This window comes from Desulfopila aestuarii DSM 18488 (assembly GCF_900143695.1).
Lineage (GTDB): Bacteria > Desulfobacterota > Desulfobulbia > Desulfobulbales > Desulfocapsaceae > Desulfopila > Desulfopila aestuarii.
Window position 1 is genome coordinate 219,124 of record NZ_FRFE01000004.1, and the last position, 19,773, is coordinate 238,896.

Genomic DNA, 19,773 nt, shown 5'->3' on the forward strand with positions numbered 1-19,773 from the left:
AACGCTCACGAACTGTCCACAGATAGTTCTTCATACCATGACCATACATATTTACAACACACTGACCGGAAAGAAAGAAAGGCTCGAACCGCTGGAACCTAACCATGTCAAGCTTTATGTTTGCGGAATAACTTCTTATGATTTCTGCCACATAGGGCATGCTCGTTCTGCCCTCGCCTTTGACATGATCGTCAAATATCTGCGGTATCGGAACTATAAGGTAACGTACGTTCGCAACTTTACAGATATCGACGACAAAATTATCAACAGGGCCGCCGAACAGAACACATCCTCGTTTGAGCTCGCAGATAGATTTATTCATGAGTTTTATACAGATATGGACCGGCTCGGCATCGATCGGCCTGACATGGAACCCAAAGCGACCGAACACATTCAGGAAATGGTGCAGATCATTTCTGAATTGATCGATAAAGGCATGGCTTATCAGGCGGGGAACGATGTTTACTATGCGGTCGAAACATTTTCAGAGTACGGCAAACTCTCCAGGAGAAATCTTGAAGATATGCAGGCAGGTGCCCGTATCTCTGTCAACGAGATGAAACGGAATCCCATGGATTTCGTCTTATGGAAAGGCTCGAAACCCGGCGAACCGAAATGGGACAGCCCCTGGGGTGAAGGACGACCAGGCTGGCATATCGAATGCTCTGCCATGAGCCGCAAGTATCTTGGCAACACATTCGACATCCATGGAGGCGGTAAGGATCTCATTTTTCCTCACCATGAAAATGAGATTGCCCAAAGCGAGGGTGCCAATGGCTGCTCGTTCGTCAAAACCTGGATCCACCACGGTTTCGTTACAATCCGTGATGAGAAGATGTCAAAGTCACTTAATAACTTTTTGACCATTCGTGACCTGCTCGAGCATTATCATCCAGAAATACTCCGTTTTTTCGTTTTCTCAACACACTATCGAAACCCTCTCGACTTCTCTGAATTGGCCATGCAGGATGCCACCGCTGGCCTTGAACGACTCTACGCAGCTATTGCGGCGGTTGATGCTCTCACCACAGACGGTCGCTCAGATAGTGATAGCGTTATTACCGACAAAGATCGCCAGCAGATGTTATCCATTGAAGAGCGCTTCCAGAAAGCAATGGACAATGACTTCAACTCAGCTCAGGCGCAGAGCGTTCTTTTTGATGCAGCAAAAAGCATAAATCGTATTCTACAGGGTCTGCCCCCTGAACCAGCCTCGGACGATCTTGTCTTTCTGCACGCCACCCGGGATCTTGTCAAAAAACTTGCCGCCATTATGGGCCTTCTTGAAGAAGATGCCCAAACCTTTCTTGACGCCCAAAAACAAAAAATGTTGTCGGCAATTGACATGGACGAAGTAACCATCGATAATCTCATAGAGGAACGTCGCCTTGCCAGGTCCACCAAAAACTGGGCACGCAGCGATGAGATCCGCGATGAACTTTTAGCCCACAACATAGAGCTGAAGGATGGTCCCGAGGGCACGAGTTGGACGGTAAAAAGAACTTCTTGATTTTCACTTTTTCCTCACCCCCGAATGTCTGTCACTTCTTCCTGCAGAATACAATCTGACAGCAAGAGTGGCAGACTGCTGAGCCTCATACAAAATGACCCAGCTGATTGCAGGTTCTGTTACTGGAAACACAACATCACATTGCGGGTAAATCTCCTCTTGAGATCGCTTGCCAGTGAAGGCAACGTGCGAGGATGGAAACACAACAACCAATATAAGGGTGATACCATGATCAGACAGCCAGCTGTTGCAGATCGTTTTTACCCAGGCAATCCCACCCAGCTTTCCCAACAAATCAAGACATTACTGACAGTCAATGCCTTGCCTTCCAAAAGAAAGGCATTTGCGGCAATTTGCCCTCACGCAGGCTATATATATTCCGGTCGCGTAGCCGCTGAAACCCTCAGTGCCATCGAAATTCCCAAAACCGTCGTGTTACTTGGGCTCAACCACCACGGCCAAGGCGCGCCGGTTGCCCTATCACTTGCTGACTGGCATATGCCCTTGGGTGAAGTATCGGTCAACCATAAGGTCGCAAAAATGTTGCTCGATGCCAACAGTCCCATCGTCCATGATGAAGTGGCCCATAAGTATGAACATTCCATTGAAGTGCAGATCCCTTTTCTTCAGGTGTTGCAACCCGATCTCAACATCATTCCCATTGTACTCTCGCACGTCTCCTATCCCATGTGTGAAGAAATTGCGGCCACTATCGCCGGTGTCATCAATACGGTTTCTGAAGATATCCTTATTATCGCATCAACCGATATGAGCCATTACGAATCGCGGGAATCTGCAACGCTCAAAGACACCCAGGTACTTCAGCGAATAGAACAGCTCAACCCCCGCGGAGTATATGACATCGTTCACAGCAAGCGCATATCGATGTGCGGGATCATCCCTGTTTCCGTCGCCCTGATAGCCGCAAAATCCCTTGGCGCCACCTCGGCCGAAGTAATCCGCTATACGGACTCAGGAGAAGCCTCAGGCGACACCAACCAGGTGGTCGGTTATGCCGGGGTTGTTGTTTGTTGAAAAATGAGACAACTTTTCTTGAGCTTTTTTCTTGACACTAAAACGTATTTCCTCTATAAATCACCCCACCTGAGCGGCACTTCACTGGGGGATGGTCTAATGGCAAGACAGCGGACTCTGACTCCGCTTATCAAGGTTCGAATCCTTGTCCCCCAGCCAAAATAAAAAAGCGGCTGCAACCAATTTTGGTTGCAGCCGCTTTTTTTTTGCTTCATGCGTTCTACAAAAATCACTCACTCTTTAGGGTACTACTGCAAAGAGGAAATTTCGCTTTATGCGGAAGCCTCCTCAAGCTTGAAGGTGCCTGCTTCAACCTCCTGGTCAATTTCTTTCAGGGCTCTTTTCATCTGCTTCAACGCCTGGGCAATTCGGTGTTCATTTTCTACCAGGGCGAGACGCAAATACCCTTCCCCTTCCTCACCAAATCCAGCACCGGGCGATACAGCAACGTTAGCCCGAGCCATCATCTCAACAGAGAAGCGTATTGAACCCATCTTGTCGTAAGGCGCTGGAATCTTGACCCAGACAAACATGCCGGCTTTTGGTGTCTCTACCTCCCAGCCCATACGAACAAGACCGTCACACATCACATCCCGCCGATTCTGATAGACCGAAGCCTGCTCGACGATAGAGTCGTCACAATCTCGCATGGCAACGATACCTGCCACCTGGATAGCTGAGAAAATACCGTAGTCGTAATATCCCTTAATTTTGGCAAGTCCATCGATAATCCCCGGATTGCCAACGCAATAACCAAGCCGCCATCCGGCCATATTATACGATTTTGAAAAAGAACTGAACTCAACACCAACATCGAGCGCTCCCGGCACTTCAAGGAAACTGGGGGCGACATAGCCATCATACGTGACTTTGCCATAGGCAAAATCATTGATCACCATGAAATTATATTTCTTTGCAAGTTTCACGATCTCGCTAAAGAACTCTTTTGTTGCTAGTCTTCCCGTCGGGTTATGGGGGAAATTGAGCATTACGAGTTTAGGCGCGGGATAAAGCGATTTGCACATCTGCTCGATCTGAGCGATAAAGGTATCTTCTGAGCTCAAGGGAATGCGGAGGACGTTGGCACCGGCAATCACAGCAGCATACACATGAATAGGGAATGCAGGCGCAGGTACTAGAACGGTATCCCCAGGACCAAGTAAGGCGAGGCTCATATGTGAGATGCCCTCTTTAGAACCTATAGTGCAGATGACATCGTTCTCACCGGTAAGCTGAACATCGTAATTTCGCTTATAGTAAAGCGCGATTTCCCGCTTCAGATTCTTCATACCGCCGGCAACCGGATAGCGATGGCTCTTCGGGTCAAGGGCAACCTCGCACAGCTTTTCAGTCACAGGCCCCGGCGCTGGATCCATAGGATTTCCCATGCCTAGGTCAATAACGTCATCGCCTTTCCAACGCTTTTCCATTTTCATCTTATTAATCATACCAAACAGGTATGGAGGGAGCTGATTCATGCGTTCAGCAAAACGAATTGTAAACTGCTGGTCCATACTGCTTCCTTTAGGTGGGAATTGAGAGTGTAATAGTACATTTCGACGCATACTACCGATCTCCTGAACGCGCCGGTATCACATGTCGAATCAAAAAACAACAAAGAGCAAAAAAGGATTTACTACAGAATGCCTAAATATTTCCGCCGTAAAACGAGATTTACATGAATAACCAGCTGCTGTTTTTATTGGAATGCAAAAAACAAAATCCGGAAACTCAAACTTTTCAAAAGCCTACGCACCTTGTACATGGTATGATATATCTAAAGTCTGATTGTCTCAACAAATAAAATTCCAGTAGAAGCGCTATGTTTATAAGCACGTTCGACCTCTTTAAAATTGGCATAGGGCCATCCAGTTCACACACGATGGGGCCAATGGTTGCGGCAAACCTTTTTCGAAAAGCTGCGGACGACTATCTTTTGAGATCACCGGATGCAAAAAGCTTTCGTCTCCGTTGCACACTCAAAGGTTCACTTGCATACACTGGAAAAGGACATGCTACCGACCTGGCCGTTCTCCTTGGTGTCCATGGCCACACACCGGAAAAACTCGTGGACCTTGATGTGACGGAGATTGCCGGCAAGCTGAAATCCCAACACGCACTTAACACCCACGGAACCCTCTCTTTTTTACCGGATACAGATATTATCTTTGATTATGGGCCGGCATTACCTGAACATCCTAACGGCATGATTTTTGAGTTGATCGATGAGACGGGAGCAGCTGTCCTCAAAAAGACCTATTTTTCCATCGGCGGCGGATTTCTCAATACTCCTGATGAGATCACCTCTCTCAGAGCCCCTATTAGAGTACATTCGGCTGCCACTTATCCGTACCCCTTTGATTCAGCAAAATCGATGCTGGAAATGGCATCATCAAGTCATCTTTCCATCGCTTCCATGAAACGCGAGAACGAATTGGTTCACCGCTCAGCTGATGAACTCAATACCCACCTCGATAAGATATGGCACGCCATGAGCACTTCTGTGGTACGTGGGCTCTCTGCATCCGGCAAACTTCCTGGCAGTTTGGGCATTGAACGTCGCGCCCGCCAGCTGCATACCCGCCTGCGACGTGATCCCGACAAGACCAACGTTAACGACTGGCTCTGCTCCTACGCAATGGCTGTTTCCGAGGAAAATGGGGCTGGACACATGGTCGTCACTGCGCCGACCAATGGTGCCGCCGGCGTTATCCCCTCACTGCTCTATTATGCTGTGCATCACCACGAAGCTACGGCTGAAGATGTTCGAACGTTCCTCCTCACTGCTGCCGCAATCGGTGGTTTGATCAAGCATAAGAGTTCTATTTCCGGAGCCGAAGTTGGTTGTCAGGGTGAGGTTGGTTCCGCCTCGGCCATGGCAGCGGCTGGATTCTGTGCCATCCAAGGCGGCACTCCTGCTCAAGTTGAGCATGCTGCAGAGATGGCGCTTGAACACCATTTAGGCATGACCTGCGACCCGGTCGCCGGTCTCGTCCAAGTCCCCTGCATTGAGCGCAACGGATTCGGGGCAGTGAAGGCATTTACCGCGGCAAGCCTTGCTCTTCTGGGCGAAGGCAAACATTTTATGCCACTTGACAACTGTATTGCCGCAATGAAGCAGACCGGGCTTGAGATGTCGGAGAAATTCAAGGAAACGTCACTGGGCGGATTGGCAATCAGCTATACCGAGTGTTGATGGACTCGTAAAAAGCCCGATCTACTTCGTTGTAGGTCTGAAATAATGATTCACCATACCACATGTATTGCCAAATCATCATTTCAGACGCTACGCCTCGAACATCGAGCTTTTTCCAGAGCCCATCGGACCCGAGAGAGTGACTTTTTAAGAGATAATCAGGGTTGATATACACTGATAGAGGAAAACAGTTCTTTTTTAATTCTCAGCTTTCTGCCTTTGGCTTTTCTGTGACGGTAGCAATCACCGCCCCAAGAATGAGGATGACACCGAGATACCCAACAGGAGCAAAGTATTCACCAAAAATCAAATACGCAGTTATGGCAGCAACCACTGGCTCAAGAGTCGCGACAATTGACGCCCTTCCCGCCTCGAGGTATTTCAGTCCATTGTAGTAGCAATAGTTCGCCATAAATGTTGAAACGATTGCAACGCCTGCAAGACCCGCCCAGGCCAGAGGCGTCTTGTGAACAAATTCAACAAAGGGGAGAACACCAAGCGCGCCCACCGGCAGGACATAGAGAAACATATTTGCAGATGAATATTTTCCAGAAAAATATTTACCCACCGTATAATAGAGCGAATAGCAAAACCCTGAAGTCAACCCTGCTATCAATGCCAACAGGCTGATATCAATGCCATCCGACCCGCCTTTTTGAGAAATCAAGTAGACACCGGCCATCACCAGAATTACCGCAGCGCCTTTTACCCAGGAGAGTCTTTCACGATAAATAATAACAGAAAAGAGAACAACCCAGGCAGGCGCGGTATAGAGCAAAACTGCTGCAAAAGCGACCCCACCGCTCTGAACAGCATATAGGTAGGAAACATAGAACAGAGCAATACCAAAAACGGCAAAAAGTGCCAGTAACGGCAAATCTTTCACTTCCACTCTGGTCTGTTGACGAACAATAGCCTGCGCACCAAAACAAAACCACCCCAATAATGCCCGCCAGAAGGCCACTTCCATAGGACTGAGTCCTTCCTGAAAAGTGAGGCTTGAAAAAATACCGATAAAGCCCCACAAAATGGCCGCTGACAAAATAAATAGATATCCTTTTATCATAAAGAGATGATGGCCTCAAAAAGGTGAAAATTATAGTGGCGGTTAGGCCTAACGGAAGATTTTTCCCATGTGGCCAGGAACCGAACTCACAAACGACTCCATCGTTGCAGGTTACCGACAGAAATAAAAGCGATTTCTTAATCTGCCATCATATTTTCATTCGTCAAGAGTTTATCCTGTTGACTCTCTTCTTCTCCCATGATCATATGAAGCTGATGCCTGACAACATTTCACAGCCACTCCAACACGCAACCGGGAGTATTTCATGCGCGATTTTACCGTATATGATCTCTTTGTTCGCAATGCCGCCATCACCCCCACTGCCCCAGCCATCAGCGCCGGTACACACCATCTCAGTTTTCATGAACTCCATGAGCGCTGTGAACAACTCGCCGGTCAATTGGCAAATAACGGCATTCAACAAGGCGACAGAATTGCGATCCTGGCTTTCAACCACCCTGCCTTTTTCATTCTTTATGGGGCTGTCGCCAAAATCGGAGCTATTCTTGTACCACTTAACTGGCGTCTTGCCTCAGGAGAACTAGGGTACATTCTCAAGGACTGTCAACCCAGTCTGCTCTACACCGACAGCCACCAACTTGCCACTGCCCGACAGATAGCAGAGCCCTTGCAAATTCCAGTCGTTCAACTTGATCAGATTCTGAGAGGCACAAGTAGTACTTATCCCCCACCCCTTACAGAATCCGAAGTTAAAGGCGAAACGCCCCTTTGCATCATCTATACTGCAGCGGTTGAGGGTGTTCCGCGTGGAGCGGTGCTCAGTCATACGAATCTCCTCAGTGCCAACCTGCAGGTAATAGTCTCCATGGGGCTCACCGCAAACGACGCCTACCTTGCCATGCTGCCACTTTTCCACATCACCGGCATGAATCTGGCCCTTGCAGTGCTGCAGCAAGGCGGTCGGAACATAATTATGGAAAAATTTGATGAAAAAGAAGCCCTTCGTCTTTCATTATCTGAACACATAACCCTGTGGGGGAGCTTCCCACCAATTTTAAGCCGAATGGCTGATGAAATCACCAAATCCAACCTAAAGCCACTATCATTAAAGTACGTGGTTGGTCTTGACGGCCCCGAGCCCATACAATCATTTGAAAAGTTAACCGCAGCCCGTTTTTGGATACTCTACGGCCAATCGGAAACCTCCGGTTTTGTGACATTTTCACCCGCCACTGACCGACCTGGTACCGCAGGAAAGCAAGGCCCCCTCTCTATTTTTCAGTTGGTTGATGAAGATGACAATCCGGTACCTGCTGGTGCAACCGGCGAAATTACGGTTCGCGGCCCCCTTGTCTTTCAAGGATACTGGCGCCAGGAAACACTTAACGCCAGAACGTTCCGTAACGACTGGCACCACACCGGCGACCTTGGCATGGTCGATGAACAAGGGTACCTGGTGTTTAAGGGACGAAAACCAGAAAAAGAGCTCATTAAACCCGGTGGAGAAAATGTCTATCCGGCTGAAGTTGAAGCGGTGATCCTGCAACACCCAGACATTGAAGCAGTATCGGTCATCGGCGTGCCCGACCCGAAATTTGGTGAAGGCGTCAAGGCGGTATGTGTGCTCCGATCGGAGGCAAAGGTCACGGCAGATGAACTCATTGAGTTCGTCGGGTCACGAATCGCCCGGTATAAAAAACCAGGGTATGTGGAATTTGTGGAATCGCTACCAATGCGTGACGGCAAGATAGATCGAGAAACCGTTAAAAAACTATACGGTTAAAACCCAGAACCAGGCAACTCAACATCTATTCATTTCACAACAACCTTAAAAGAGGCAGCATGGTCGATCAAAACATTATTGAACTCTACGATGCCTATTCTCACCAGGAAATGACTCGTCGGCAGTTTATGGACAAGCTCGCCCACATAGCTGGTGGAGTCGCCGCTGCATATGCGATGCTGCCGATCCTGGAAAACAATTACGCTTTCGCTGAAAAAATACCAGCGGACGACAAGCGCCTCAATGCAGAAGTTATAACCTACCCAGCGAAAAGCGGAACCATCAAGGGGTATGAGGTGATGCCGGCGGGTGCGGGAAAGATACCAGCAGTTCTCGTCATTCATGAGAATAAGGGATTAAATCCCCATATCGAGGATGTTGCCCGTCGGTTGGCAGTGGAAGGATTTCTGGCCCTCGCTCCCGACGCCCTCACGAGCAAAGGTGGTTCACCGGCTGATCCTGAAGTTGCTGCCGGTATGATAAAAGAGCTGGACATGAATGAAACTGTTCAAAACTTCGTAGCCGCTGCCGCCTATTTGAAAACCCATCCCCATTCAACCGGTAAAGTTGGGGTAGTCGGATTCTGCTGGGGTGGAGCCATGGCCAACCAGATGGCCGTCCACTCAACGGATATAGTTGCCACTGTGCCCTATTACGGCAAACAGCCTGGCAGTGAGGATGTTGGAAAAATCAAAGCGGAACTACTGCTTCACTATGCGGGCCTCGACGAGCGTATCAATGCTGGTATCCCAGATTTTACCAAAGCACTCGATGCAGCAGGCGTCGTCTACACCATGTATATCTACGAGGGTGCAAATCATGCGTTCAATAATGACACAAACGCTGCTCGATACAATAAAGAGGCGGCGGATCTCGCCTGGAAACGTACGGTAGAGTTCTTGACGGCCAAGCTGAAAGAATAGAAGAAGAATTCAATATTTATTTCACACTGGCTCCAGACCACCAGCTCAGACATCTCGTTGGCACATATCGGTTTTTCTGCGGGCTGCAACGCTTCTGTCCGCAGATTGTCGCTATCAGGTTATCCCAAGTTCTTTTTGCCATTGTTCCGCCACCGCCTCAACAAAAGGACGGCAGTGATTAAAGAATAACCGATATCCCGGACAGAGATAATTCAGCTTCTCCGCCTCACCAACCACCGAAACAAATCTGTTTTTCGGACATTCACCATTACACATGCTGACTACCTCACACCTCATGCAGATCTCCGGCAATTGTGCTTTCTTCCCCATCCCAAAATGCTGCAGTTTCTCAGATTGAAGAATTTCTTCCAAAGAATTTTCCTTGATATTACCTATTTTCCACGTCGGTTTGACATAATGGTCGCAGGCATAAACATCACCATTTTGCTCCAAAACAGGAATCGCACCGCAGACGGGCCGGAATAGACAGAGAGAGTGCTCCTGGTGAAAAGCAGTACGTAACGCCTCTTCAAAAATCTGCACCTTGATTCTGCCAATATCATCAGACTTCCATTCATCAAAGATAACACACAGGAAAGCCCCAAAGGCTTCAGCAGGAACGCTTCGCTCGCTGGCAACCGTCTCACTATCATGCGGTTGCGGTTCGACCAACGGCAGAAACGAGAGATGTGTTGCGCCAATCTCCTTGAAAAATCGATATAACTGCAACGGATACATAACATTGCAGTCATTGACCACGCAAAGAAGGTCGATGGGTACCCCATACTCAACAAGGATTTGGTACCCTTTCATCGTTGCATCAAAGGTAGGTTTGCCTTGAGGAGTTTTTCGATATTCGTTATGAAGTTCGGCAGGACCATCAAGACTTATCCCAACACCGAAACCGTTGTCGGCAAAAAACTTCGCCCATTGGTCGTTAATCAGGGTACCATTCGTCTGGATGGTGTTTTGAATAGTCTTCTCGGGTGGGCAGCACTGTTTCTGAAACTGCACGATACGCTTGAAATACTCGATACCGAGCAGTGTAGGTTCTCCTCCATGCCAGGAGAAATGGACCTGTTGTCCGCGACAGGCGGCCATGTGCCCTCGAATATACCGCCGAAGAAGGTCATCATCCATCCGGGATAAAGGCTGAGCTAGTACGTGTCTGCCAACATCGAGGTAATAACAGTAACTGCAATTCAGATTACAACGAGAACTCCCAGGCTTAACGAATATTTGGAACGCCTGAACATCCCCCTCTCTTGACTTGCTCAAGCCGTCGCCCTCATCTCTTTTGAACCCAATAAAAAAAGAGGCCGGGAGCTCTCTCTCCGGCCTCTTGCTGTCATTCTATTTATTAGATCATTGTGCTTGCCTTGTAGTAAACTTCATCAAATCTTGAAATTAGCAACAGCCATTTGAAGTTCTCTGGCAAGCTTCTCCAAATCTTTACTACTATTACTGAGATCACCACTCGAAGTCGAGACTTCTGCTGAAGCGGAGCTCACCATAGCGATATCCCCACTGATGGTCGAGGAAACAACAGACACCTGACTGACATTTTCGTTGACTTCAGCAAGCCCCTCTGCAGCCTGGTTAATATTTTGCGCAATCTCTGCAGTGGCGCTCGACTGCTCTGCAACAGCACTGGTAATCGTTGCAACAAGCTCATTGACGCTGTTGATAATGGTGACGATTTCCTCTATTCCCTTGACTGATTCATTCGTTGTTTTCTGAACACCCTCAATCTTGTTTTTTATATCAAGCGTCGCTGCTGCCGTCTGTTTTGCCAGCTCCTTGATCTCATTGGCAACAACGGCGAAGCCTTTGCCGGCTTCTCCTGCTCTTGCCGCTTCGATGGTGGCGTTCAACGCGAGGAGATTTGTCTGTTCTGATATTTCAGTGATGGCCTCTGTGACCTTACTGATTGCATCTGCCGAAACACCAAGCCGGTTCATTCGCTCCGAAGTACTTTGCGCTTGTCGAACTGCGTTCTCCGAAATTTCATGTGCCCTTGTGGCATTGTCGGCAATTTCGTGGATGGTTGCCGTCATTTCTTCTGCAGCACTTGCCACCATATTGGTGTTTGTTGTGGACTGCTCCATAGCGGCAGCTACACTATCAAGATTTGCACTCATTTCCTCGGCTGCTGCTGCTACACTCTGCGACCTACTGGAACTTTCCTGGGCGTTTCCGGCAAGATTACCAGCTATTCTCGAGATACTTCCAGCCTCCTCGCCAACAAGATCGGTGTTTACTGAAATAGAGCGGATGATACCCTGCAGCTTTTCAATAAAGACATTGAGCCAATGACCAAGCTCACCCAGCTCATCCTTTGATGTTATAGTAATCCGCTTTGTCAGATCTCCCTCGCCCTCTGCAACATCCTGAACATTGTCAATCAACTCTTTCAAACCCTTGACCAATCCGTAAACAATAACCAATACCAGGGAGATGATGCCGGTAAAAACCAATCCGGCTGTCAGCAGCATCTGCATAACATTTGAACGGACCTGACTGTTCATTTTATCAGCCAGTTGAAGCTGAAAAGCCTCAATGTTATCTATGTATACCCCTGTCCCAATCCACATCTCTGTACCTGGTATCATTTCCGCATAACTTACTTTCGGGACATCGCCGGCACCAGGCTTAGGCCAGATATAGTTAACAAAACCACCACCTTTACTGGCTCGATCATGTAACTCCCTAATAACATAGACGCCGTTTTTATCCTTCAGATCCCCAAGATTTTTACCTTCCAATTCCTTTTTTACGGGAAACGCAACATTTGTTGTTCCCTGATAAACGAAAAAGTATCCTGATTTATCCTCTTCAAAAAGGATATCATTTACAAGTTCACGGATTATTGCAATCTTCTCTTCTGCACTGCCTCCCTTTGCGACGGCTTTACCAACAGCAACAGCCATAGCATGACTTGCAACCTGTACCTTGGCTTTCTGATCGCTGAGCATTACTTCACTGGTTTCTTTCAGCCCCTCCTCTTTCACTCGCTGTCCGTTTTGGATCGCAAAAAACACCATAATGAGGAAAAGTGCAAAGATGGTAGCTATTATTACCATCATTCGGCCTTTGACTGAAAATCTGTTAAGCATAGTCCATTCCTTTGCTGTTATGGTTTTACATTGTCAAAAGTCGCCATCCGATACATCTGTTTCGCCATGCAACTCAGGCTCTTTGTATCGTTTTCTCCAAGCCCGGTTCACAACACACCATCGTAATGATTTGAGTTATTGATCACGTAATCCTTTTTACTCTTTACCTTTAGTTTGTAGCCTTTTCGTCAAAAAGTAAAATGCATTCGTATTTTTTTCCCAACATGTGGTACACCCCAAAAATACTTTTCTTGACAAAGTGCAAATAACGAATTGAGAAAGTCAAATAGAATGTTACGAATTGTTCATGCGAAGAAAGCAAGACTCTGGATAGATTGCATTACCATGTGCAGTTCTGCCAGTTTGTGACATGAGTGATGATGTGCGTATCCCAAATGGGAATCTCGCTTTTTCTTATCTCACAGTCGTCTCTGAATGAGTCCTGAAGATGCTGTTGAGATTCGATTCAGCAGGTTGAATGGAAAAGCCCAGCGACAGGGACGTTCTTTTCCACATACTCATTATAAATTTTCATACCTGTTTTTGTTGAAGCTACCACCACCTCGATATTTCTGTTTTCAAGATACGCTATGGCCCTTTCCGGCACCTTCAAACGGAGTAGCATACCGCGGGTAAGCACAACAACCTTGGCCCCATGCTCTACGAGTTCTTTGACATCATCAACCTGAATACCTCTTGAATGGCTGGTTCCGGACTCTCCCCAATCCCAGGCCCGACCACCACCCGGCCACAATTTAAAATCCTTTCCACGACCTAGCAGTTCGACTTCCATTTTTCCCCAGCCAAGTGTAAGAATCAGGGGAGAGTGTTGAGTGTTTTCCATGCGTGCCTCTTCATTTACTCAAGAAAGATCATTGCCAATTCACCATGTCGACATCATCCATGCACCCCATCCAATATTCAAAATGAATGTAAAAAAACTCCAGGCTCTGTTTTTTGATTTCGATGGAGTACTTATTGATTCAAACTTCATTAAAAATGAGGCATTTCGAGTTCTTTTTCAGCCGTACGGCGACCATGTGGTCTCTGAAGTTATAGCACACCACCAACAACATGGCGGGATCAGTCGCGTCGAAAAGATACGATATGCTTTTGAAAAGATCATGCGTCGTTCGCTGACTGAAGATATGCTCCAACAGCTAGCCACACAATACTCCCAACTGGTTGCAGAAAAGGTGACCGCTGCTCCATGGATAGCTGGAGCCAAATCTTTTCTGGATGAAATTCAGGGTCGCGTGCCCCTGTTTGTCATTTCCGGTACACCACAAGAAGAATTACAAACAATTATACGGCAGCGCAACATGGCCCACTATTTCCTGGCAGTAATGGGTTCCCCCGTTCATAAACCAGACCATATCAAGGTGCTGCAACAACGCTACAACTTCAACCTGCAGAACTGCCTCTTTATCGGTGATGCCCATACCGATCATCAGACCGCCCTTACTTGCAACATTCCATTTATCGGAATTCAAGGTGATTACATATTCCCCGACTACGTCACCGTCCTACCTGATTGCACCTCACTCAAAGCAGCTATATCAGGAATTTTTCATTCATTTTAAACAGACTTCTCAATCCTGCATGTTGATCCTCATGGCAACACTCGCATTGTTCTATACTTTTCATTGTATTTCCGGGTCGAAAAGCTATTGTAACAGCTAAACGAAAAAGTTAGGATCGGGAAAAAGTTTCATACGGGATTATTGAAATCACAGGTTGAGCTATTTTTTCCAAAAAGGGAAATCTGATGCAGCAAGTATTTTTTTTTCTGACGACGTCAATCTTTTTACTACTACACCTTCTACAACCTTATTCGAATGTAGCTAAAGCGGAAGAGCCGAACCTGCCTACAGCTGCGGAAACCTCTCAGGAGGGCTCGCCCGCACCGCCAGCATCATCAACACAAAGCGACCAGAAAACATTGCTGAGTAATGAGCAGAAAACATCCCTCATTAATTTCTACACCTGGTCTGCAGTCCTGCCAAAAGATTTTATCGATCTGCAAAACAAACTTAGATCTAATAGTCTAGACAATCGGGCAAGTCTTCATGTTCAAGCGATAACTGCTGACATTCATGACCTCCAGTGGGAGATAGTAACCGCCAGAACTGCACCATATCTGCAGAAAATGCAAATCGACAGGTTTCAGAGAAAACTCAACAGATTTAAAACACAGGTATCTGATCTCCAAACCTTACTTGCTGAGATTGTCGCAAAACTCTCTGCTAAACGAAATGAATGGCTGGTGAATAAAGAAAAGCTTGCCTCTTTTTCAGAGCAGGAAGACCTAGCGCCAATTCTTGCCATGGATAAGAACCAAGATCTCGGAAAAATTATTGAACAGGCTCTGCAACTCATTGAATCCAATCTTGTTCCAACATTAGCCGCCGGGGCGGACTTTGCCAATCTGCAGGTAAAACTCGAGTCGATAAAGGCGGATCTTCGATCTCTTGACAAGCAATTCCTTCAGAGTCGCTCAGAACGAACCTTCCCAACACTCCTTTCCCTCGATTTCTACAAACAGATCAACCTCCAGTTATTTGTGGATGTGTACGCAAATGTTAAGCGATTTGTTACAGCACACAATACGCTGATTTATCAAAACCTCCGCTTCATTGTGATAGGATGCCTGCTCTTCATAATTTTGTGTTGTGTGATAGCCATAAGCAGGCACTATGTCCTTGCTTCCTCTCGCTGGTACCCTTTTGCCACCTGCCCCTTCGGCACTGCTTTATTTCTCTCTACGGCGGCTTATGCTATTTTTATTCAAAAGATCAACGTCAATTTTGAGAACCAGTGGAACCTGATCATCAATATACTTACCGTGTTAGCGGTGATGAGGCTTGTCAGTAAATCCATTGATGATGAATGGAAACGGATTGTTTTTATCCGATTATCACTCTATATGATCGTCATCATGATACTGGCCAGCCTGGAACTCCCCCAAATCCTGATGCTGCTTTTTGTTTTCGGTGCTTCCTTTGCCGCGTTGATCATATATTTCACCCAACTCAAAGCCCAATGCCACAGTACCTTTCAACGCGTTCTTCGCAACTTATGGGGAGTATTGCCTGCTATTGTGGTTGTTGCCAGTCTTGCAGGTTACGAGCAATTCGCCATCTTCTTTTTCTCGACAATCATTTCCAGTATAGCAATCTGCCTGGTTGTCTGGATGATGTTTCATCTCATATCAGGTTTGCTTGAGTTGCTGTTAAAACTTGCCCCCTTGGACATTATCCGTGCAAACATCCCGGTTATTGTAAAAAGCATTCAACCATTTTTGGCGTTAATGCACCTGATGCTGGCAATAGGGCTCGTATCTGTCATCTGGGATGTATACCCATCGGCGGATATCGCCATGGATAAGCTCAGCAATATGGGATTTGATCTTGCAGGATTTCATGTTTCGCCGGGCTTCATTTTAACTATTTTTCTCGTACTCTACGGAGCTATTCTCTTTTCACGCGCTATCCAGGCTCTTTTGCTGAGTGAAGTATTACCTCGTTATAAAGCAGAAAAAGGGGTTCAGCTTTCGATCACCAGACTTGTTCATTATGCCATCCTAACCTTGGGTTTTTTAGTTTTACTAAAAGTCCTGGGTTTTCAACTTCAGCAGCTCACCATTCTTGGCGGTGCCCTTGGTGTTGGTATCGGTTTTGGTCTTCAAGCCATAGTCAACAACTTCGTCAGCGGCCTTATTCTGCTGTTTGAAAGACCTATCAAGGTTGGTGATACAATCCAGGTTGGAACAGAGTTGGGAGAAGTGAAAAACCTTGGCTTACGTGCTACCATTATTCAGACATTTGACAACTCCGAGATTGTCGTACCAAATGCGGATCTTGTCACCGGCCAGGTCACCAACTGGACCTTGGCCGAACGAAAAGTGCGCGTCAGAATTCCAATAGGTGTTGCTTATGGTACCGACGTAAGCAAGGTTCTTGAAATACTCAATAGCTGTGCTGAGTCTCATCCAATGGTGTTGAGCACACCGAAGCCTGCAGCACTTTTCCTGGCTTTTGGGGCAAGCTCTCTTGATTTCGAATTACGTTTCTGGATACCGGAATATCTCGATAAAATGACCGCCACCAGTGAACTCAACCAGACGATTGAGAGCGAGTTTGCCCTTAACAACATCGAAATACCGTTCCAGCAGACCGACCTGCATATCAGATCAGTCACTGAAGCGGCTGCCAGAGCACTTCAAGGAAAGCTGGAGAAAGAGGTAAAAATAGAAGAGTCGACATCACCTGCTGAACCAGCTGTTCCGGATTCTCCTACAGAAAATCCGGAACAGACCAAGGTTGCTTAAAAAAGTCAAACTGCTCCAGGAACTGTGCATGTGCATGGCTCCTGCATAGTTCAATAACCGATGTTGATTTCAAACTCACGCAGGCGCTTGTGGATTGAGCGAAGTTCGGTAATTGTCGTCCAGTTGGCGATAAAAATGGAAAACGATTCACGGACTTTACTAAAGGCATTGGAAACCTGGACCAGAACGCCAAGGGTAATAAGCCCGGTAAAAAGCCCAGGCCCCATTATCAGGTAGGGCACAATAACCATCAACTGCTCAAAGAAATTTACCCATATATCAAAATAGCCATAATGGAGGAATAACCGGTTATAGTTCAACTTCAGGCCGATAAACAGCTCGACTAATGTTTCGGTCTTGCCATAATTGATTTTGTCGTCTTCGGCGTACACAAGTTCTTTCCGAAAAGCCGCCTCCACCTTCTGGTTATTATATTCCAGGCCCGGCAGTTTTATGCCCACGAACCATGAAATAAGAAGGCCACCTAACGAGACCAGCAATGCCACCCAGACCAAGCTGCCAGGGATATCCTTGATGTAGGGAAGATCAACGCCTTTGCTGAGGCCCCACAAAATCGGTAAAAATGCAATCAAGGTCATCAGTGCTCGCACCACCTGTAGACCAAGGCTTTCAAAAATCCTAGCAAAACGGTAAATATCCTCCTGGATACGTTGACTTGCACCCTCCACCTCTTCCTCAACTCCCTGCCATCGCGCCACATAGGAAAAGGTCATGGCTTCCCGCCATTTGAAAGCATAAATTCGAGTAAAATATGCCGTTACTGTTGCGATGAAAACATACGGAAAGGCGATATAGGCAAACTTCATCATCTCCGCCCACAGCTCATCGACCTTGTGCTTAGTCGCCTCCTGCAGGATATTGTAAAAACCTCCATACCAGGTGTTAATCTTCACAGTTAATTCAACCTGCACATACAAGGCTAGCAGCAGCACAACAGCACCGCCCCAGGCCCACCAGAACCACCGACGTGATCGGAAAAACGAACGAAACATGTATCTGTCCTTTACTGACGTTCATCTGTTGCCGGTTCGCAAAGGCAACATTTTACCTCTGTAATCCATGCGACTTTTTGTTACTTTCTACATTTTACAAGCAAGCTCGGCATTCTAGCATGTTCATTTTGAAGCTGCCAGCCCGATCAGCAATACCACCTCACCGCAGATATCACTCTACAATAGTTCACCCTTTACACCATTCTGTGCTATTAGTAAAAACAGCAGCACAACACTCTCATCTGAACCGACATATCCCCACACTGCACCTTTATCACCACATTGGGAGACACTACTTTGGGATTTCAGGAAATAACACTTCAACTCCCCACGGACTACACCGAGGATCTGCTTCGTTCAGCAATTAGCAAACAACTCGGTATACGTGAGTTCAGCTACACCATCGAAAGTAAAAGCCTTGATGCACGAAAGAAAAGTAATATCCATTGGCTGATCAAAATCGGTGCGGTTGCAGATGCATTGCCGGATATCAGCCCAGCACCACAGCCTGTACTAGAAATTCCAACCCTGAAAAGCCCAGGTACCGCCCTGGTTGTTGGCAGTGGCCCTGCCGGTATCTTCGGTGCCCTTGTCCTGCAAAGAGCAGGATTTCGCACCCTCTTGATCGAACGGGGAGCGAAGGTAGATAAACGAGCCAGCAGTATAAAACAATTCGAATCATCCGGGGTCTTTAGTACCGTCGGCAATTACGCCTTTGGCGAAGGTGGGGCCGGAACCTTTTCAGACGGTAAGCTTACGTCGAGGACCAAAAATATCGTCGCGGAAAAAAACTTTATCATTGAGAGCTATATTCGGGCAGGAGCTCCCCCAGAAATATCCTACCTCTCTCACCCTCATCTTGGCACCGACAACCTGCGCCATATCGTGGTCAAGCTCCGTCGTGAATTTGAAAATCTCGGTGGTGAAATACGTTTTGAGACAATGCTCACAAACCTCCATATCGATAATGGCAGGGTTGTTGGTGCAGCAACGACAGCCGGAGGTTTTGATCCCGATGTGGTTCTGATCGCCCCAGGTCATTCTGCCCATGAAACCTATCGCATGTTAATAGAACGGGGTGTGCAGTTCAGGACCAAAAATTTTGCCATTGGCAGCAGGATCGAACACCCCCAGGAGCTCATCAATTCAGCGCAATGGGGCCGACCGGCTCTGCCCGGTGTCAAAGCGGCAGAATATCGACTGACAGCCAGCGAGAAGAACTGTCTACCAGTCTTTACTTTCTGCATGTGCCCAGGCGGCACAGTGGTTCCAGCCACCGCCTACAGCGATACCAATATCGTCAACGGCATGAGCCGCTATCGAAGAGACGGTCGTTTCGCCAACGCTGCCTGCGTCGCCGGAGTCAACCTGAATGAACTCTTAGGTAAAGTCGTTTCGCCTTTAGAGGCCCTTGACTGGCTGGGTACACTTGAACAGAAGTTCTATCAACACTCGAGCCGCTACCAGGCTCCATTTGCCACTATTTCTGGCTTTATCGATAAAAAACTGCCCAAGAGATCTTCTGATACCAGTTATCCCCTCGGTCTCGATCCAGCTCCACTCTGGGACATGTTGCCCCAGCCGGTAAGTCACTCCCTCGCCCATGGCCTGAAAGTATTCAGCCGTAAACTGAAGGGATTTGAGACTGGCATCATTCTTGGTCTGGAAAGCAAAACATCTTCGCCACTCCAGACGCTTCGGGACGATTCCAGAAGATGCCAGGGGTTTATCAATCTGTACCTTGCCGGAGAAGGTTCCGGCTGGTCTGGCGGGATCATCTCAAGCGGCGTAGATGGCATTCGCACCGCCATGGCTATAATCAGGAACACTGGAACCTGAC

At 47.3% G+C, this 19,773-nt stretch carries 14 protein-coding genes and 1 tRNA gene; 9 read left to right on the top strand and 6 right to left on the bottom strand.

Features of this window, described 5'->3' with window-relative positions; all coding sequences use genetic code 11:
* The first annotated feature begins 37 nt into the window (after positions 1–37).
* From cysS to BUF15_RS06010, 3 genes are all read left to right on the top strand, one after another.
* Complete coding sequence (gene cysS, locus BUF15_RS06000) at positions 38–1,510, top strand: cysteine--tRNA ligase (RefSeq protein ID WP_073612556.1); 1,473 nt, start codon at positions 38–40, stop codon at positions 1,508–1,510.
* Positions 1,511–1,738: 228 nt separating this feature from the next.
* Entirely contained in the window at positions 1,739–2,545 is an 807-nt protein-coding gene (gene amrB, locus BUF15_RS06005) for an AmmeMemoRadiSam system protein B (RefSeq protein WP_073612633.1), read from the top strand.
* Between the two features lie 85 nt (positions 2,546–2,630).
* Positions 2,631–2,704: transfer RNA gene (locus BUF15_RS06010), tRNA-Gln, on the top strand.
* Positions 2,705–2,817: 113 nt separating this feature from the next.
* Here BUF15_RS06010 and BUF15_RS06015 read toward each other — a convergent pair.
* On the bottom strand, positions 2,818–4,059 hold the full coding sequence (locus BUF15_RS06015) for an aminotransferase class I/II-fold pyridoxal phosphate-dependent enzyme (protein ID WP_073612557.1): 1,242 nt from the start codon (positions 4,057–4,059) through the stop codon (positions 2,818–2,820).
* 308 nt (positions 4,060–4,367) lie between these two features.
* Between BUF15_RS06015 and BUF15_RS06020 the strand changes: the two genes are divergently transcribed.
* A complete protein-coding gene (locus tag BUF15_RS06020; RefSeq protein ID WP_073612558.1) occupies positions 4,368–5,741 on the top strand; it encodes an L-serine ammonia-lyase in 1,374 nt (457 codons plus the stop codon).
* A 205-nt stretch (positions 5,742–5,946) separates the two neighbouring features.
* Here the strand turns inward: BUF15_RS06020 and BUF15_RS06025 are convergent, their stop codons facing one another.
* The gene (locus BUF15_RS06025; RefSeq protein WP_073612559.1) at positions 5,947–6,807 is read right to left on the bottom strand and encodes a DMT family transporter; all 861 of its coding nucleotides are present in this window, start codon (positions 6,805–6,807) and stop codon (positions 5,947–5,949) included.
* Between the two features lie 265 nt (positions 6,808–7,072).
* On the opposite strand from BUF15_RS06025, the gene BUF15_RS06030 reads away from it, so the two are divergent.
* Both BUF15_RS06030 and BUF15_RS06035 read left to right on the top strand, forming a co-directional pair.
* Positions 7,073–8,551: an AMP-binding protein gene (locus BUF15_RS06030; RefSeq protein ID WP_073612560.1), complete on the top strand. Its 1,479-nt coding sequence runs from the start codon at positions 7,073–7,075 to the stop codon at positions 8,549–8,551.
* A 59-nt stretch (positions 8,552–8,610) separates the two neighbouring features.
* A complete protein-coding gene (locus tag BUF15_RS06035) occupies positions 8,611–9,474 on the top strand; it encodes a dienelactone hydrolase family protein (RefSeq protein ID WP_073612561.1) in 864 nt (287 codons plus the stop codon).
* A gap of 114 nt (positions 9,475–9,588) precedes the next feature.
* Here the strand turns inward: BUF15_RS06035 and BUF15_RS06040 are convergent, their stop codons facing one another.
* From BUF15_RS06040 to BUF15_RS06050, 3 genes are all read right to left on the bottom strand, one after another.
* Positions 9,589–10,752: an anaerobic sulfatase maturase gene (locus tag BUF15_RS06040; RefSeq protein ID WP_073612562.1), complete on the bottom strand. Its 1,164-nt coding sequence runs from the start codon at positions 10,750–10,752 to the stop codon at positions 9,589–9,591.
* A 116-nt stretch (positions 10,753–10,868) separates the two neighbouring features.
* Positions 10,869–12,590: a methyl-accepting chemotaxis protein gene (locus BUF15_RS06045; RefSeq protein WP_073612563.1), complete on the bottom strand. Its 1,722-nt coding sequence runs from the start codon at positions 12,588–12,590 to the stop codon at positions 10,869–10,871.
* A 466-nt stretch (positions 12,591–13,056) separates the two neighbouring features.
* The gene (locus tag BUF15_RS06050) at positions 13,057–13,434 is read right to left on the bottom strand and encodes an MTH938/NDUFAF3 family protein (RefSeq protein WP_073612564.1); all 378 of its coding nucleotides are present in this window, start codon (positions 13,432–13,434) and stop codon (positions 13,057–13,059) included.
* Here BUF15_RS06050 and BUF15_RS06055 point away from each other — a divergent pair.
* Positions 13,433–14,173 (top strand): HAD family hydrolase, encoded by a 741-nt coding sequence (locus tag BUF15_RS06055; protein WP_084553566.1) that lies wholly within the window; start codon positions 13,433–13,435, stop codon positions 14,171–14,173. The genes BUF15_RS06050 and BUF15_RS06055 overlap by 2 nt on opposite strands.
* A 185-nt stretch (positions 14,174–14,358) precedes the next feature.
* Positions 14,359–16,920, top strand: a complete 2,562-nt coding sequence (locus tag BUF15_RS06060; RefSeq protein WP_073612565.1) for a mechanosensitive ion channel family protein — start codon at positions 14,359–14,361, stop codon at positions 16,918–16,920.
* A 50-nt stretch (positions 16,921–16,970) separates the two neighbouring features.
* Here the strand turns inward: BUF15_RS06060 and BUF15_RS06065 are convergent, their stop codons facing one another.
* Positions 16,971–17,933 (bottom strand): putative transporter, encoded by a 963-nt coding sequence (locus BUF15_RS06065; protein WP_073612566.1) that lies wholly within the window; start codon positions 17,931–17,933, stop codon positions 16,971–16,973.
* Positions 17,934–18,230: 297 nt separating this feature from the next.
* Here BUF15_RS06065 and BUF15_RS06070 point away from each other — a divergent pair, with 297 nt between their 5' ends.
* On the top strand, positions 18,231–19,772 hold the full coding sequence (locus BUF15_RS06070) for an NAD(P)/FAD-dependent oxidoreductase (protein WP_073612567.1): 1,542 nt from the start codon (positions 18,231–18,233) through the stop codon (positions 19,770–19,772).
* Position 19,773: the final 1 nt, after the last annotated feature.